Source organism: Amycolatopsis cynarae, from assembly GCF_026802195.1.
Taxonomy (GTDB): Bacteria; Actinomycetota; Actinomycetes; order Mycobacteriales; family Pseudonocardiaceae; genus Amycolatopsis_E; species Amycolatopsis_E rhizosphaerae.
In genome coordinates this window covers 3,181,117-3,195,934 of record NZ_CP113836.1, presented here as the reverse complement: position 1 = coordinate 3,195,934, position 14,818 = coordinate 3,181,117, and the positions used below count along the sequence as shown (strand labels likewise).

Below are 14,818 nucleotides of genomic sequence, written 5' to 3'. Positions count from 1 at the left end.
CCTTCGGGCTACCGGGTGAGCCCGAAGCGCCAGGCGAAGGCCCCGAGCTCCTCGCGCAAAAGCTCCGGCTCGGCGGTGCTCGCGTTGACGACAACGCGGGTGACGCCCTCCGCCGCGAGCGCCTCGGCCCGTTCCACGGACAGGTCGATCGAACCCCAGCGGGTGTATTCGAGCGCGCCGGGGTCGCGGCCCGCTTCCCGCGCGGCCTCGCGCGCGAGTTCCAGTTGGGTGGCGCGCTCGTCGGGACTGAGCGCGCCACCGGGGAAGTAGCCGTCGCCGCGACGGCCCGCCCGGCGGGCGGCCGCGCGCGTCGATCCGCCGACGTGGATCGGCAGGTGCCGGGCAGCCAGCGGTTTCGGGAAACTGCTGAGCCTCTCGAAGCGGAAGAACTCGCCGTCGAAATCGACGCCGTCCTCGCCGCCCTCCCACAGCAGCCGCAGCGCGTCGATGGCCTCGTCGGCGCGCCGCCCGCGGCTCGCGAAGTCCACGTCCACCGCCTGCGCCTGCCCCGGCAGGCTGCCCAGGCCCACCGTCAGCAGCCGCATCCGCCCGCCCGACAGCACGTCGATGGTGGCCAGTCGCTTCGCGAGAAGTACCGGGTGGTGGTACGGCAGCAGCAGGACGGCCGTGCCGAGCAGGATCCGTTCCGTGGCCGCGGCGACGAAGCTCAACGCGTCGAGCGGATCGAAATACGGGGTCGCCGTGGGAAGGGGCATGGGCCCGATCGCGGCGCCGGGGTGCAGCACGATGTGCTCGGGCAGGTACAGCGACTCGAAGCCGTGTTCCTCGGCGAGGCGCGCGTAGGTGAGCAGCCGCCGCGGGTCCGTACCGTGGTGCGCGGGGGCGTAGTTGATGCCGAACTTCATCGTGGTCCTTCCGTTCCGGTCCGGGCCGCGACACTAGACGTTGACGTCGGCGTCAGGGCAAATCAGCGGAGTTGACCTCGCTCTTGGTGGAGGTTCTACGGTGGTGGTGTGGGGAAGATCCTGGTGACCGGCGCGACCGGCAAGGTGGGCGGAAATCTGGTTTCTTTGCTGGCGGACGCGGGATACCCGGTGCGGGCGGTGGTGCGCGACCCGGCCCGCGCGGCACTGCCCGCCGCGGTGGAGGTCGTCCGGGGTGATCTGTCCGATCCGGACTCCGTGGCGCGGGCCGTGCACGGTGTGGACGCTGTTTTCCTGATCTGGCCGGGGATCGCGGTCGAGCCGCGGACGGTGAAGGCGATCATCACCGGAGTACGGCAGGTGGTGTACCTCTCGACCGATGTGGCCGATCTCGCCGACGGGGAACCGGCCACGAGTTTCCACCAGGAGATCGAGCGGCTGATCCGCGACTCCGGGGTGCGGTGGACCTTCCTGCGGCCCATCGATTTCGCCGCGAACATGCTCGCCTGGAGCGGGCAGGTGCGGCAGGGGGTGGTGCGCTGGCCGTACGCGCGCGCCGCCCGGTCGCTGATCCACGAGCGCGACATCGCCGAGGCCGCCGCGACCGTGCTCACCATCGGCGGGCACGACGGTGCCCGTTATGTGCTGACCGGCCCGGAAGCGCTGACGCACGCCGAACTCGCCGGGATCATCGGTGAGGTGATCGGACGCCCGGTGCGGTGGGAGGAGCAGGATCCCGGGCAGGCCTACGCCGAACTCGCCGCGGCGTGGGGCAACCCGGGTTTCGCCGCCGCCAGGCTCGCCGCGTGGAAGTCCTTTGTGGAAACCCCGGAGCGGGTCACGGACACGGTGCCGCGCCTGCTCGGCCGTCCGGCCCGGACCTTCCGGTCCTGGGTCCAGGACCACCTCGGCGATTTCAGTTAGGTCGTCGTTCCCATCGGGCGACGGCACCGGTTTCCAGTGCCGTCCAGAGCGCACCGTCGGGACCCAGGGTGAGGCCGTGGGGCTCGGAGGCCGGTGACGGCAGGTCGAACTCCTCGATCCTGCCGTCGGCGGTGAGGTGCCCGATCCGGTTGGCTCCCCATTCGGTGAACCAGCAGTCCCCAGTGGCGACAGCGGCAATGGCGTGGGGCCGGGCGGCACGGTCGGGAAGGGGGAACTCCTCGACGACGCCGTCCACCGAGATCCGGCCGACCTGCCCGGCCGTGATTTCCACGAACCACAGTGCCTCGCCGTCGCTGGCGATCCCCACCGGGCCCGCGGCGGGCGTGGGCAGCGGATGCACGGCGACCTCGCCTTCGACGGTCATCCGGCCGACCGCGTTGGCCTGGTTGAGGGTGAACCAGAGCGCTCCGTCCGGGCCGGTGACGATCGCCGAGGGGAACGCTTTCTCCACCGGCAGGTCGAACTGGGTCACCGTGCCGTCGAGGCCGATGCGGCCGATCCGGTCGGTGTGCATCTGGGTGAACCAGAGCGCTCCGTCCGGCCCGGCGGTGATGCCGTAGGGGCCGCTGCCGTCGGGCAGGGCGTAGGTGTCCACGGTGCCGCCGGTGGTGATGCGGCCGATGCGGTGGTCGTGGGCGCGGGTGAACCACAGGGCCTGGTCCGGGCCGGGTGTGATGATCATCGGCTGGCAGTCCGCCGGATCGAGCGCGTAGGTGGTGAGCGCACCGTCGGTGGTCAGCCGGCCGATCCGGCCACCGTGGACGAAGGTGAGCCACAGTGCCCCGTCCGGGCCGGTCGTGATGCCGTAGGGACCGGCGGTGTCGCCGGTCAGCGGGATTTCCCGCACCTGCGGGCTGTCCGGATTCATGAGCGCATCATGTCGGGGCGGGCCGGTCGCGGCGACCGCTTTTCGTCAGAGGTCCTCGGCCGGGGGCCCGCCGAGGAGGTCTGCCGCCGTCTTGTGGACCTTCGCCAGCGCGCGCAACAGGTACTTGCGCTCGGTTTCGCTCAGGTCCGCGGTGACCTGCTCCTCGAGTGTCTGCCGTTCGGCCTCGACGGGTTCCCGGAGCGCGCGCCCGGCATCGGTGAGCCAGAGCCGGACCAGCCGCTGGTCCCGCTCGTCGCGACGCCGGGTGAGCAGACCCGCCGCGGCCATCCTGGTGGCCATCTTGACCACGGTGGGGGTGGTGACGTTCAGCGTGGCCGCGATCTCGCCGGGGGTGCTGCCGTCGTGGTCCCACAGCGCGGCGAGCAGGTGGTTCTGCCCGAGGTGCAGTCCGTGCCGTCGCATGCCGGCGTCGGCCAGTGCGCGGAGCAGCTTGTTGGTCCTGCCGTGCAGGTCGAGAAACTCGGGCATGACATCCTCCGCGGACTCGTTTGACGGCTAATGATCTACCGGATACCGTGTCTCCCGCAAACTCGTTAGACGGCAAACGAAATGGGGAAGACATGTTGCTGATCACCGGTGCCACCGGCAACATCGGCCGTGAACTGGTCGGACAGCTCGCCGGGCAGGAAACCGGGCTGCGGGTTCTCGTCCGCGATCCGGCGAGGGCGGCCGCCTTGCCCGAGCGGGCGGAGAGGGTGGTGGGGGACCTCGGCGACCCGTCAAGCCTGGCCCGTGCGTTCGACGGCATCCAGGCTCTGTTCCTGCTGAACCCGGGACTGGGCACCGACTACACCGAACACGCGATCGCCGCGGCGCGGGCCGCCGGTGTGCGCCGCATCGTGCTCCTGTCGTCGATCAACGTGCTCGGCGACCCGATGCCCGCGATGGGGCACTGGCACCACGAACGGGAGGAAATGGTCCGCGCCAGCGCGATCCCCGCGACGATCCTGCGTCCCGCCGGGTTCATGACCAACGCCCTGGAATGGGTGCCGACCCTGCGGGACGGGGGATACGTGCTCGATCCGATCGGGCCGGGCCGGCATGCGCCGATCGATCCCGCGGACATCGCCGCTGTCGCCGCCCGCGCCCTCACCGAGGACGGTCACGACGGGCAGGAATACCTGCTGACCGGTGGTGAAGCTCTCACCGTCGCCGAACAGGTCCAAATCCTCGGCACCGTGCTCGGCCGCACGATCGAGGTCCGGGAAGCCGGCACTCCCGAGGAGATCGTGCGCTCCCGCTATGCACAGGGGGCTTCCCCGGCGCTGGCGGAGGCACTCTTGGAATCCCTGACGCGCGCACGGGCCGATACGAACGGAGTGCGGACGGACACCGTCGCCCGGCTGCTGGGCCGGGCTCCGGTGACGTTCCGCGCCTGGTGTGAGCGCAACGCCCGCGCCTTCACCGGCGGTCAAGCCTAGAACGACCGTCGTTTCATGCCTTGTCGTGGATGGTGACGGCGTAGCCGTCGGGGTCGGCGAAGGTGAAGGTCCGGCCGAACGGGCCGTCGAACGGGGCGGCGATGATCCGCACGCCCGCGGCGCTCAGTGCGTCATGCAGCTCCTGGGCGTTCTCGGCGTGCAGCCACAGTGCCACTCCCAGGCCGGGGTACGGCCGTGCCGCGTCGAGGTCCACCCCGGGCAGGGGTTCCCTGACCGCGAACGGGATCGGAGCGGTGTCGAAGACGACCGCGTGGGGCGGCGCGGTCGGCAGGCGGCGCAGCCCCAGCCGCGTTTCGTAGAACTTCGCGGCCTGTTCGAGGTCACGGACTTGTAGGGCGAGGAAATCGGGTCCGGTGACGGTCATCGTGCAACTCCCAGCGTTGATGTCAGGATCTTGACATCAAGCTTATGTCATAATCCTGACATGTCGCAACACGAGACCGTGGGGCCGCTCGCGGAGGCGGTGGGATACGTCCTCAAACAGGCCGCCTCCGCGCTCCGCGCCGGAATGGACGCCGCGTTGCGGCCGCTGGAGCTCACCGTGCCGCAGTACGCCTGCCTGGAACTGCTCGGGCAGCATCCCGGCCTGTCCAACGCCGAACTCGCCCGAGGTGCCTTCGTCACCCGGCAGTCGATGAACGGGGTCCTTAGAGGACTTCAGGACCGCGGCCTGGTCAGCCGCCCCGCCACCGCCGCGTACGGACGCGCGCTGCCCACCGAACTCACCCCGGCAGGACGGCAGCGGCTGCACGAGGCGAGCGTCGCCGTGCGCGCCGTCGAACGGCGGATGCTCGCCGCGCTGTCCCCGAGCGCTCAGCGCCGCCTCCGCGACGACCTCGCCGCCTGCGCCACCGCGCTGACCGAAACCGACGGCACTGCCGCCGATCGGTAGGGTCTTGCGGTGTCCGGCTACCAGTGGTTCGACATCGGATCGTGCGAAGACCCCGAAGAACTCGCCGGAGATGCCCTCACGTTCGCCACGGTGCTGCGCGAGCGGACGGCATCCTGGGCCTCGGAGGACGTCGACGACCTCCTCCTGCCCGACGCCGACGGTTCCCTGATCGCCGCGCTGAGCCTCGCCGATCCGGTGTCCCACCACCACCTGATCCACTTCGGCGTGCACCTCGGCGAAGGGCGCGTGCGGGGCGACCGGCTGCACAGTCAGCTCTTCTCGCTGCCCGACCATCCCTCCGGCTGGGCACTGACCGCCTCCGGCGATCCGCGGGAACTGGGCGCCCAGACGGCGGACTGGTTCCGGACCGTCCTGCGCAAACCCGTCGTCCTCTACGTCTGGCTGCACCACGGCTACGCCTACGCGGCCAGATACGCCTTCGCCGACACGGGAGAGACGCTCATCCAGAACTACCAGCGCGGCAGGGCGCCGCACGGCCAGGCGGACGAGTTGATCGAGGCCGGTCACGTGCACGGCAGGGGCTGGATCCAGACGACCGGGCTGTCCCGGCCCGACCTGTACCTGCACATCCACGGCGACCTGGAGCCGGGCCTGATCCCGCCGTCGATCCCCGCCGAGACGCGACGCGGCCCGATCGCCGGGATCTGGTACGAATAGCCGCCGCCGCGGGAAAACGGTCGGCTCACCCCAGGCGATCTTCGGCACCCTGGCACACCGCGAAAATACGTTTGCCCCCGCCGCCTCCTACCGCGAAAATGGATTCAGTCGATCAGCCGAGGGAGTGGACATGCGAATGTGCGGAAGGCAGCGCCGCAACCAGGCCGCCGCATGCCCGCGGTACGGCCATCGACAGCGCTTTTCCCTGCGGCACCAGGAGTTTTCCGGCTTCCCGGCATAGCGGACGCTACGTCCACCGGTGAAGCCGCCCGGATCGGGAACTCCGATCCGGGCGGCTTTCTCTTTCCCCACTGGAAAACGCCTTTCCCGGTTGGTGTAGTCCGGCAGCACAGCGGACTTTGGATCCGCACGCCCAGGTTCGAGTCCTGGACCGGGAGCCTCATGCACGCCCCCGATGCCCGTTGGTCCAGATTGGCATGGACACCGCGCTCTGAACGCGGAGACCGAGGTTCGAACCCTCGACGGGCAGCGAACGCCGCCACGGCGGCGAGACGTCCCAGAGCTGGAGTGGCCGACAGCGCCCGTCCGCACGACGGGAGGTCCGGGTTCGAATCCCGGTGGGACGACGGTGACCGAAGCCGAAGCAGACGAGGCCCCGGACTGTGGATCCGGGCACTAGCCGGTGCGAGTCCGGTCGGTCACCCCCGCGCGGGGCCCGGTGGCCACCCGGAACTCATATCTCCGGGGAGCCTGGTTCGACACCAGGACGCGCGACCGCCACGGCATTCGGGGGAAACGGAAGGAAGCCGTCCCCCGTGCGAGCCACACACAGGCGTCCACTGTGCGGTGATGTTTTTGGGCCGTCGAATCCCTAGCGTTCGGCATAGCCGCGACGCTCTGGTCGCGGAACATCTCGCAAGGAGTCGTCATGCGTCTGGTGAAGCAGCTCGTGATCGTCTCGGCGGTCGCCGCCGCGGGCCGGCGCGCCGCCCGGACCGACGCCACCGCTGCGCTCTCCCGATGATCGACCTGCGTCGGGCGGTGGAGCGGTGGCGGCGATGCGATGTCACGGTCCGCGATCTCCCGTTCGCGCTGCTGCTCGCGGTTGCGTCCCTGGTACTGGTACTCCACGGTCAAGGCACGCAGCTCGGCGACCTGCCGGGACGTCCCCTGGACGCACTGGCCATCGCGGCGGTCGCCCTCGAATGCCTCCCGCTGACCGTGCGCCGGCGGTTGCCGAACGTCTGTCTCGCATTGGTGTCGCTCGGTTTCGCCGTCGACCAGCTCCGCCGGTATCACACGGTCGCGGGCATCGCGCTGCCGATCGCACTGCTGAGCACGGCAATCCATTCGGCACATCACCGCCGCACCACGGTCGTCCTGGCCTCCGCGGCGTACGTGGCGTTGTCGGTCGCCCTCGACCGGTACGGATCGACCGAGGGGGTGGCCGGCTTCGCCACGTTCTACCTGGTGCTGGCCATCGCGTGGGGCATCGGGGTCCGGCTGCGGCTGTCCCGGGCCGCCGAGGCGGAACGCCGCCGCCACATCGCCGAGACCACCCGCACCGCCGAACGCGCCCGCATCGCCCGCGAACTCCACGACGTCGTGACCCACCACGTGACGGCGATGGTCGTGCAGGCCGAGGCGGCGCGCTACCTGACCGCCGCCCCCGAACGCCTCGAGCAGACCCTGAGCTCCGTCACCGACACCGGCCGCCGGGCCATCACGGACCTTCGGCACCTGCTCGACCTGCTCAACCCCGACCACGACGCCGAGCCGCGAACACCGGCCGCCGGTGAGCTCCACGCCCTCGTGGAACAGACCAGGCGGGCGGGCCAACCAGTGGAGTTCACCGAGCAGGGACGTCCTGCGGAGACGGCCGGCAGTGCCGAGTTCGTGGCCTACCGGGTGGTGCAGGAGGCTCTGACGAACGCCCTCAAGCACGCCCACGGCAGTCGCACCGCGGTCCAGGTGCACCACAGCACGAAGGAGATCACGGTGGAAGTCAGCACCGACGGCTCGGGCTCGGGTACCGGATCACCCGGTGGGAGCGGCCGCGGCCTCGCCGGACTCCGCGAACGGGTCGGCGTGCTCGGCGGTGAGTTCAGCGCGGAGAACCGGGAAGAGGGCGGCTTCGTCGTCCGGGCCCGCATCCCGGCGTGACCGCGTACGTTCCGTTGAGCCCGAGCTGTTCAGCACCGGGACCCGTGACCGGATCACGCCTGCTGCTCGACGGTGAAGATCATGCTGCGCACCGGGGTGAGCTCCTGGAGATGTGCCGCGTCGGCGGCGGTGGCGCGGCCCTCGGGGGAGGCGAACGCGGTGCGCAGGTCGTCCATCGTGTCCCAGTCCAGCTCGGCGATCAGGTAATACGGTGAGTCGCCGCGTACCGGCGCGGCATCACGGCCGACCCGGTAACGGCGCAGCCCCGGCAGCCGTCGCGCGAGGGGAATGTGGACCTCGCGGTAGTGCCGGTCGAACGCCTCGGGGTCGGCCGGCGCCTTGTACAGGGCCAGGAAGCGAACGGTCATCGTGCGGCCCTCGCGTACCGAGTTGAGGACGGCGGCGCCGACGTGCTCGGTTGACAGGCATTCCAGGTACGCGTGCGGGCCGTCGGCGGGAAAGAGCCGCTCGCCGGCGCCGAGGATCGTGGGGAAGGTCAGCAGCCGGTACTCGTCGATCAGGTCCTTGGCCATCAGCGTGTGCACGACGCCGAGGCTGCCGGTGATGACTGCAGCCGGTGCCCGCCGCCGGGCTGCGGTGCGTACGCGGCGAGCGTGGGCTGTCCGTTGGCGGTGAGCTGCCTCGTGATCCAGCCCGTCCCACGCATGCCGAACACTCGGCTCAGGAACAATCCGTAGTCGCGGCTGCCCCGGTACCACAGCGGCACCGGTGGCATCTCCAGAGCCGCATCCGCGGTGAGCAACCGGACGAGTGCGGGAACGTCGGCCGCCTCGAACGCCCGAACGTACCGCTGGATCACCGCGCGGACCTCGGGATCGTCCGGCTCGGTGACCTCGCTCGCGTCGCCCAGGTGGGCGAGGGCGGCGCGGGCCCGTTGCAAAGCGCTGTTGACGGCCGCGACCGTGGTGTCCAGTTGCGCGGGGACGACAGCACCCGCGCGTCCGTGCGGACCTGGCTGTACCGGATCGCGACGAACGCCGAACGCACTGGTCCGCCCCACCCCCGGCCTCGTCGTCGACGCACATCGGGCCAGTCTTTCCGATGTGGACCTTTCCCGAAGGCCGGGCGCTGGGCACGATCGCAGCCGTGACATCGTTACGGCAACCGGGAAACAGCCCTCAGTTCGTGGCACGGCGGATGACCGCTCGTGAACAGCTTCGCGCCGGGAAGAAACTCCGGCGGCTCCCGCAACTGGTCGTGGGGCTGCTGGGATACGGCGTCGCGGTCACCCTGCTGGTCGACTCCTCCCTGGGGGCATCGAGCTGGAACGTCCTTTCCGAAGGGATCTCCCTCCACACCGGACTGACCTTCGGCTGGGCGACCAACCTGACGGCCGTGGCCGTCCTGTTCTTCTGGATTCCACTCCGTGAACTTCCCGGCCTGGGAACCTTTCTGAACGTCCTCCTCGTCGGCGCGTGCGCCGACCTGTCGGCGCACTTCGTGTCCACACCGGACTCCTTGCCCGGCCGGATCGCCTGCTACGGGGCGGGCTTGCTCATGCTGACCTTCTTCGACGCCGTGTACCTCGGCGCGCGGTTCGGCTCCGGTCCCCGGGACGGGCTGATGACCGGCGCCGTCCGCGTATCCGGTAAGCCGATATGGATGGTGCGCACCGCGATCGAGCTGGTCGTGGTGACCGCAGGCTGGCTTCTGGGCGGAATCGCCGGATTCGGCACGGTGCTGATCGCTCTCGTGATGGGCCCGTTGGTCCAGTTCTTCCTGCGGTTCACGACCGTGCGCCTCGAAGACGACCAACTCCTACCCGGCGGCGGGGCCGTGCCAGTGCAGTAGTGCCTGACCCAGCCCGTCCAGGTGGTCGTGATCTCCGGTGCGCACCCAGGCGGTGTGCCCGTCCGGCCGCACGAGGACTGCCCGGAGTTCCGGCCGGGCGGGGCAACTCGCCTCGACGAAAGTGACGCGGTCAACCCAGCCCGCGGCCGCATCGCGCAGATCGTTTCCGTCGTCCAGGTCCAGCAGGACCGCACGGCCGGGGGTCAGCAGCGTGGCCAGGTCGGTCTCGCCGGTGCCGATGGCCAGCGGGAGGTTGGGTGCCAGGCGCCCGATCCACGGGTGTTCGACGTCGGGGTGCATCGCGTAGCGGGTGTCCAGGCCGGTGATGGTTTCGGCGAAGGCCCGGTTGCCCGCGGGGTGGCGTGCGACGCGGGTGAGCAGATCGATCAGTGGTGCGAGCCGGTCATCGGCTTCGCCGAGAACCACCTGTGCGCGGGTGTTGGCCAGCAGGTGCTCACCCGCCGCGTGGCGTTCGGTGTGGTAGCTGCCGAGCAGATGCGCGGGCGCGGTCCCGCGGACTGTGGCGGCGAGTTTCCAGCCGAGGTTGAAGGCATCGTCCAGGGCGACGTTGACGCCGATGGCCCCGGCAGGCGGATGGATGTGCGCCGCATCCCCGGCCAGGACGACCCGGCCCCGGACGTACTCGGCCGCCTGCCGGGCCGCGTCGCCGAACCGGGTCAGCCAGCGCGCCGCGCACAGTTCGACGTGCCGTCCGAGCGCGTTGTCCACGGCGGCTTGCAGCAGGTCCAGGGTGACCGGGGTGTCCTTGTCCGCGGGGGGCTGTGCGTCTTCGGTGATGATCCGGACGTGGCCGGGGCGGGGAATGACGAACACGGCCCCACCGGGCCCCGTGGTGAAGCCGAAAGGCAACGAGCCGGGATCGGCGAGTTCGACGTCTCCCAGCAAGGAGAAGCGGGTCGCTTCGGTGCCGGGAAAGTCGATGCCGGCCTGTTTGCGGACGGTACTGCGACCTCCGTCGCAACCGACCAGATATGCGGCCCGGACCCGGTATTCGCGGTCGCTGGTGGTGACGGTGGCGATGACGGACTCGGAATCCTGTTCCAGGGTGCGCAGTTCGTGTCCGCGCCGGATCTCGGCGCCGAGATCGAGGGCGTGCGCTTCGAGGACTTCCTCGACCCGTGTTTGGGGAATTCCCAGCGAATACGGGTGGTCGGTGTGTGCTTCGGCGAGGCCGAGCGTCACCGGCAGACCGGTGAACGCCACATGCGGGACCGGCCATCCCTCGGCGACGAACCGGTCGGCAAGCCCGCGCCGCGCGAGCAGGTCCAGGGCGCGGGCGTTGAGGTTGAAGCCCCGGCAGAAGCCGGGGCGCCGGGGATGCCGTTCGAGTACGACCGTCTCGACCCCGGCGCGCCGGAGTTCGCCGGCGAGGAGGAGCCCCGCCGGGCCGGCGCCGACGATCAGGACCTCGGCCTTGTCGATCACGGATTTCCTTTCGTGCCCGGGGGAGCGGACCAGCTCCACCCTTGGTCGGTTCGTTCGAGCCGCGGCCAGGGCAGGCTGCCGTCCCGGATCTCGGCGATGGTCCGCCGCGTCCAGTCCAGTTCGGCCTCCCAGGCGTGCAACGAGCACTCGACTTCGATCATGAACAGGCGGGGGACCCGGCCGGAGCCGACGGTGTCGGCCAGTACCGCCCTGGTCTCCTCGATCCGCCCGCCGAGTTGTTCCGCTCGTTCGGCCAGCGCGTCCGCCGCACCGTCCGGCCCGAGCGCGCCGAGATAGGACACCGCGGCCATGAACTTGGGGTACTCGGCGACGGGAGTGCGGATCAGCTCGTCGATCCAGCCGACGAATTCGGCCCGGCCGAGTTCGGTGGGCGCGTACACGGTCCGCTCCGGCCGCCTGCCCTCGCGCGCCGTCTCGACCGGTTCGATCCAGCCGTGCCGGACCAGCGCTTCGACCGTGTCGTACAGCGAGCCGGAGTTGACCTTGAAGCTGCTGTCCTTGTGCCGTTCTCGCAGGACGGAGGCCATCTCGTAGGGGTGCATCGGCTGTTCCTGCAGCAGGCCCAGTACGGCCAGCGCCAACGTGTTGGAGATCTTCCGCTTCGCCATCTCGCTCCAGTAGGCTCCTAATAGTCGGAACCTACTATATGGCGTGATGCCGGGAGGCGGTCCCTCCTCCGAAGCCTGAAAGGCAAGGCCGCGATCAGGCCTCCGAGCGCAACGACGAGACAGAGCCAGGCAAACCAGTCGCCGAGGCGGCCGTAGACCGTCCCGCCCGGACCCCGCACTTCGGCGGCGATCGTGGTGAACGGTCCCGGCCCGCCGGTGTGTGCCTGAGCGAGCACCCGGCCCCAGCCGTCGGAGATCACGAGCGTGCCGTTCTGGCCCGACCAGACCACGGGTATCCCGTTCTCCACGCCCCGCAGCATCGCCGTGCGGCTGTGCTGCCAGCCGTTTTCGTTGTTGTCCGCGGCGGGGACCGCGAACAGGGTGGCGCCCTCCGCGCCGTAGTCGCGGCTGGGCCGCGCGAAGTTCAGATCGGCACAGATCTCGACCCCCGTCCCGGTCCCCGGCGAGAACACCAGATCATGTCCGCGCGGGCTGACAAGGTCATGCTGTTTGAGGTACCGCACGGGATTCCCGCCGTCCGCGGGGAAGACCAGTGCGAAGTTGCCGTGGTCGGCGCCCTTGGTCCGGACGAAGCCGAGCACGATGTCGACGCCGCGAACCTGAGCGGCCCGGCGCATCGGCAGCACGAGGGCGGTGGGGTCGGCGGGGTCGGCTTGGTCGGAGCCGAAGGCACCCTCCGGCAGCACCACGGTCCGGACGCCAGCCGGCAGGTGCTCGATCTCGTGGACATAGCCGGCCACGCGATTGTCGCTGACTGGAGGTGCCCACGCGAACTGGTTGGGCGCGATGGCCGCGACCCGCTGCGGTGCGCCACCGGTGCCGGCCAGGCGCAGGGCGCCGAAGCCCAGCGCTGAAGCGAACACCACCACGGCCACCGCCGCGGCGCGCCGCCGGGCGCCTGCCGTCAAGCCGGGCGAGAGCAGCGCCGCGATCGCGCACGGCGTGAACATCACCAGGAACTCGACCGTCCACATCCCGCCCACAGCGGCGCTCTGCAGCACCAACGGCGCGTCGCCCTGATCATTGGCGAACGTGCCCACCAGTCCCATCGGGCTGGTGGCCGAAACGATGAACCACACGGCCGTCCATGCCGCCGCCGGGCAGAAGGCGGCCGGAAGCGCGCGTCCCTGGGCCACGAGCGCGCGGAAGAGCCAGACGGTGAGCACGAACGTCAGCGACGTACCAAGGATGATCACCAGGCCGACCGGGACCATCGGCTCGTCGTGGGAACGCAGATGGAATGCCCAACTGTTGGCCGTGCCGAGCAGATAAGCGCAGAACGCGACGACGAGCGCGGTTCCCCGCCGCACGCGTGGTGCGAGCAGCAGCACCGGCAGCGGCGCGAGCCAGGTCAGCGCGGCAACGGGAGCGAGCCCGGTGCCGAAGTAGAACAGGAACGCGGAGCTCGCTCCGCCCGCCGCGACGGCGAAGAAGGATTTGTTCATCTCGGCCCTTTCGGTCCCCGCCAACCTCCCAGCCGGGCGCTTCGCGAGGCACTGGGCCAGGCCGGAGAAAACGGGGTAGGGCGAGCCCGACCACTGGAGGGAACCCTTCAGAGCCGGGCCGGGGTGGAGCCACGCACTACGGGCGGTGTGCCAGGAGTATCCCCGCGGGTACCGGGGCGTCCGGTTCGAGGACGACCCGGGCGTCGACGACGAGACCGGCGTCGCGGACCCAGGCCGCCATCCGGTCGACCGGACGCCAGTGCACCCGCACCTTCATCGGATGCCCGCCGTAGCCTTCGGTCTTGAGCCGGTACTCGTCGCCGACGTGGAACCCCAGCAACACCACGCCGCCGGGCCGCAGCACGCGGTGGAACTGCGCCAGCGCCACCGGGACCTCCTCGTCGGGAACGTGGATGAGCGAGAAGAACGCCACCACGCCGCCCACGGAACGGTCGGGAAGGACGAGGTCGGTCATCGAACCGACCCCGAACCGCAACCCCGGATGGTCACGCCGGGCGATCTCGATCATCGCCGGGGACAGGTCGATCCCGAAGGCATCCAATCCCTTGTCGCGCAGATGTGCGGTGATGTGCCCCGGCCCGCACCCCAGGTCGGCGACCGGGCCGCCACGGGCGAGAACGGCTTCGGCGAACATCGCGAGGACACCGCGCAGAAGCGGCTTCCCCGCCAGCGCGCCCCGCATCCGATCCGCGTAACTGGAGGCCACGGTGTCATAGGACAGCCGGGTGTCGGACAGCCAATCACTCATCACGGCAAGCTAGCGGGTAACCGGGTCTCCGTGGTGAACGAGTCGTGATCGGGATCAGGCGTCGAGGAACTCCAGCTCGGCGGCCTGTCCTTCCTTGAGCGGGAAGTACGCCAGGAACGTCACACCGGCTTCCTGCGCGTCGAAGCGGGCGATGCGGGCGCCTTCCGGTTCGTAGAACGTGTCGCCTGGGGTGAGCAGGGACTCCGGCTCCCCGTCGATCTGGTACACCACGGAACCGGCCTCGATGCTGCCGAACACCGGGCCGTTGTGGACGTGCATCCCGGCAGGCTGGCCGGCGGCGATGCGGATGCGCCGGACCTCGACCCGATGGGTGGGAAACGGTGCGGGCAGCGGCTGGTCGAGCACGACGGTGCGGGTGATCGGCGGCGTGTCCGTGGCGGGGGTGCCCTGCGGGCCGCCCTGGTATTCGGCGTCGGTGACCGGCCGGTCGAGTTCCGGCTCGGCGCCGTCCTCGGGGATCTCCTCGATCGCCAGGTGAGTCAGGAACGAGGTGGCGGTGGCGCCGTGCCAGTGCCACTCGCCGGGTTCGATGCGCACTCTGTCGCCGGTCCGGATCGTCTCGACGGGGCCACCGCACCGCTGCACCAGCCCGGTGCCTTGCGTGACGACGAGGACCTGGCCCATCGGGTGGCGGTGCCAGGCGGTGCGGGCGCCCGGCGCGAAGTGGACGTTGTCGATCCGGGATCGCGACGCGCCTTCGGGTGTCGCGATCGGGTCGATCCACGCCTGCCCGGTGAACCACTGGACCGGGGCGGCACTGGTGGCCGGTGTCCGCGAAACGTGCATCTGCCTTCGTCCTTTCCTGGTTGGATGCGTGCTCG

The 14,818-nt window shown here is 70.3% G+C and carries 17 protein-coding genes and 3 tRNA genes; 9 read left to right on the top strand and 11 right to left on the bottom strand.

Going from position 1 to position 14,818, the window contains the following annotated elements; translation table 11 throughout:
* Nucleotides 1-8: 8 nt before the first annotated feature.
* A complete protein-coding gene (locus ORV05_RS15335) occupies nucleotides 9-866 on the bottom strand; it encodes a TIGR03619 family F420-dependent LLM class oxidoreductase (protein WP_268759165.1) in 858 nt (285 codons plus the stop codon).
* 108 nt (nucleotides 867-974) lie between these two features.
* On the opposite strand from ORV05_RS15335, the gene ORV05_RS15330 reads away from it, so the two are divergent.
* On the top strand, nucleotides 975-1,808 hold the full coding sequence (locus ORV05_RS15330) for an NmrA family NAD(P)-binding protein (RefSeq protein ID WP_268759164.1): 834 nt from the start codon (nucleotides 975-977) through the stop codon (nucleotides 1,806-1,808).
* Here the strand turns inward: ORV05_RS15330 and ORV05_RS15325 are convergent.
* Both ORV05_RS15325 and ORV05_RS15320 read right to left on the bottom strand, forming a co-directional pair.
* Entirely contained in the window at nucleotides 1,801-2,697 is an 897-nt protein-coding gene (locus ORV05_RS15325; RefSeq protein WP_268759163.1) for a Vgb family protein, read from the bottom strand. The genes ORV05_RS15330 and ORV05_RS15325 overlap by 8 nt on opposite strands.
* Nucleotides 2,698-2,742: 45 nt before the next feature.
* Nucleotides 2,743-3,186 carry a MarR family winged helix-turn-helix transcriptional regulator gene (locus ORV05_RS15320; protein WP_268759162.1) on the bottom strand — a complete coding sequence of 148 codons (444 nt, stop codon included), beginning with the start codon at nucleotides 3,184-3,186 and terminating at the stop codon, nucleotides 2,743-2,745.
* Nucleotides 3,187-3,278: 92 nt separating this feature from the next.
* Here ORV05_RS15320 and ORV05_RS15315 point away from each other — a divergent pair, with 92 nt between their 5' ends.
* Nucleotides 3,279-4,139, top strand: coding sequence for an NAD(P)H-binding protein (locus ORV05_RS15315; RefSeq protein ID WP_268759161.1), 861 nt, complete (start codon nucleotides 3,279-3,281; stop codon nucleotides 4,137-4,139).
* 13 nt (nucleotides 4,140-4,152) lie between these two features.
* Here the strand turns inward: ORV05_RS15315 and ORV05_RS15310 are convergent, their stop codons facing one another.
* A complete protein-coding gene (locus ORV05_RS15310) occupies nucleotides 4,153-4,524 on the bottom strand; it encodes a VOC family protein (protein ID WP_268759160.1) in 372 nt (123 codons plus the stop codon).
* Nucleotides 4,525-4,584: 60 nt separating this feature from the next.
* Between ORV05_RS15310 and ORV05_RS15305 the strand changes: the two genes are divergently transcribed.
* The 6 genes from ORV05_RS15305 to ORV05_RS15280 all read left to right on the top strand — a co-directional run bounded on the left by ORV05_RS15305 (nucleotide 4,585) and on the right by ORV05_RS15280 (nucleotide 7,854).
* The gene (locus ORV05_RS15305; RefSeq protein WP_268759159.1) at nucleotides 4,585-5,052 is read left to right on the top strand and encodes a MarR family winged helix-turn-helix transcriptional regulator; all 468 of its coding nucleotides are present in this window, start codon (nucleotides 4,585-4,587) and stop codon (nucleotides 5,050-5,052) included.
* 9 nt (nucleotides 5,053-5,061) lie between these two features.
* Complete coding sequence (locus tag ORV05_RS15300) at nucleotides 5,062-5,730, top strand: hypothetical protein (RefSeq protein WP_268759158.1); 669 nt, start codon at nucleotides 5,062-5,064, stop codon at nucleotides 5,728-5,730.
* A 325-nt stretch (nucleotides 5,731-6,055) separates the two neighbouring features.
* Nucleotides 6,056-6,128: transfer RNA gene (locus tag ORV05_RS15295), tRNA-Gln, on the top strand.
* A gap of 18 nt (nucleotides 6,129-6,146) precedes the next feature.
* A tRNA-Gln gene (locus tag ORV05_RS15290) sits at nucleotides 6,147-6,220 on the top strand.
* A gap of 23 nt (nucleotides 6,221-6,243) precedes the next feature.
* Nucleotides 6,244-6,317 (top strand) — tRNA-Cys (locus ORV05_RS15285).
* Nucleotides 6,318-6,711: 394 nt separating this feature from the next.
* A complete protein-coding gene (locus ORV05_RS15280; RefSeq protein ID WP_268759157.1) occupies nucleotides 6,712-7,854 on the top strand; it encodes a sensor histidine kinase in 1,143 nt (380 codons plus the stop codon).
* A gap of 53 nt (nucleotides 7,855-7,907) precedes the next feature.
* On the opposite strand, the gene ORV05_RS15275 is transcribed toward ORV05_RS15280, so the two are convergent.
* Both ORV05_RS15275 and ORV05_RS15270 read right to left on the bottom strand, forming a co-directional pair.
* A complete protein-coding gene (locus tag ORV05_RS15275) occupies nucleotides 7,908-8,399 on the bottom strand; it encodes an EthD family reductase (protein ID WP_268759156.1) in 492 nt (163 codons plus the stop codon).
* Entirely contained in the window at nucleotides 8,387-8,875 is a 489-nt protein-coding gene (locus tag ORV05_RS15270; protein WP_326938145.1) for a sigma-70 family RNA polymerase sigma factor family protein, read from the bottom strand. Before ORV05_RS15270 ends, ORV05_RS15275 begins: the two co-directional genes overlap by 13 nt.
* A 137-nt stretch (nucleotides 8,876-9,012) precedes the next feature.
* Between ORV05_RS15270 and yczE the strand changes: the two genes are divergently transcribed.
* Nucleotides 9,013-9,666, top strand: a complete 654-nt coding sequence (gene yczE, locus ORV05_RS15265) for a membrane protein YczE (protein ID WP_268759155.1) — start codon at nucleotides 9,013-9,015, stop codon at nucleotides 9,664-9,666.
* Here yczE and ORV05_RS15260 read toward each other — a convergent pair.
* From ORV05_RS15260 to ORV05_RS15240, 5 genes are all read right to left on the bottom strand, one after another.
* The gene (locus ORV05_RS15260) at nucleotides 9,634-11,112 is read right to left on the bottom strand and encodes an FAD-dependent monooxygenase (protein ID WP_268759154.1); all 1,479 of its coding nucleotides are present in this window, start codon (nucleotides 11,110-11,112) and stop codon (nucleotides 9,634-9,636) included. The two genes, yczE and ORV05_RS15260, sit on opposite strands and share 33 nt — an antisense overlap.
* The gene (locus ORV05_RS15255) at nucleotides 11,109-11,741 is read right to left on the bottom strand and encodes a PadR family transcriptional regulator (protein ID WP_268759153.1); all 633 of its coding nucleotides are present in this window, start codon (nucleotides 11,739-11,741) and stop codon (nucleotides 11,109-11,111) included. The genes ORV05_RS15260 and ORV05_RS15255 overlap by 4 nt, the downstream gene beginning before the upstream one ends.
* A gap of 17 nt (nucleotides 11,742-11,758) precedes the next feature.
* Nucleotides 11,759-13,207: a nitrilase-related carbon-nitrogen hydrolase gene (locus ORV05_RS15250; protein WP_268759152.1), complete on the bottom strand. Its 1,449-nt coding sequence runs from the start codon at nucleotides 13,205-13,207 to the stop codon at nucleotides 11,759-11,761.
* Between the two features lie 136 nt (nucleotides 13,208-13,343).
* The gene (locus ORV05_RS15245) at nucleotides 13,344-13,976 is read right to left on the bottom strand and encodes a class I SAM-dependent DNA methyltransferase (RefSeq protein ID WP_268759151.1); all 633 of its coding nucleotides are present in this window, start codon (nucleotides 13,974-13,976) and stop codon (nucleotides 13,344-13,346) included.
* A 54-nt stretch (nucleotides 13,977-14,030) separates the two neighbouring features.
* Entirely contained in the window at nucleotides 14,031-14,783 is a 753-nt protein-coding gene (locus tag ORV05_RS15240; protein ID WP_268759150.1) for a (R)-mandelonitrile lyase, read from the bottom strand.
* Nucleotides 14,784-14,818 lie beyond the last annotated feature (35 nt).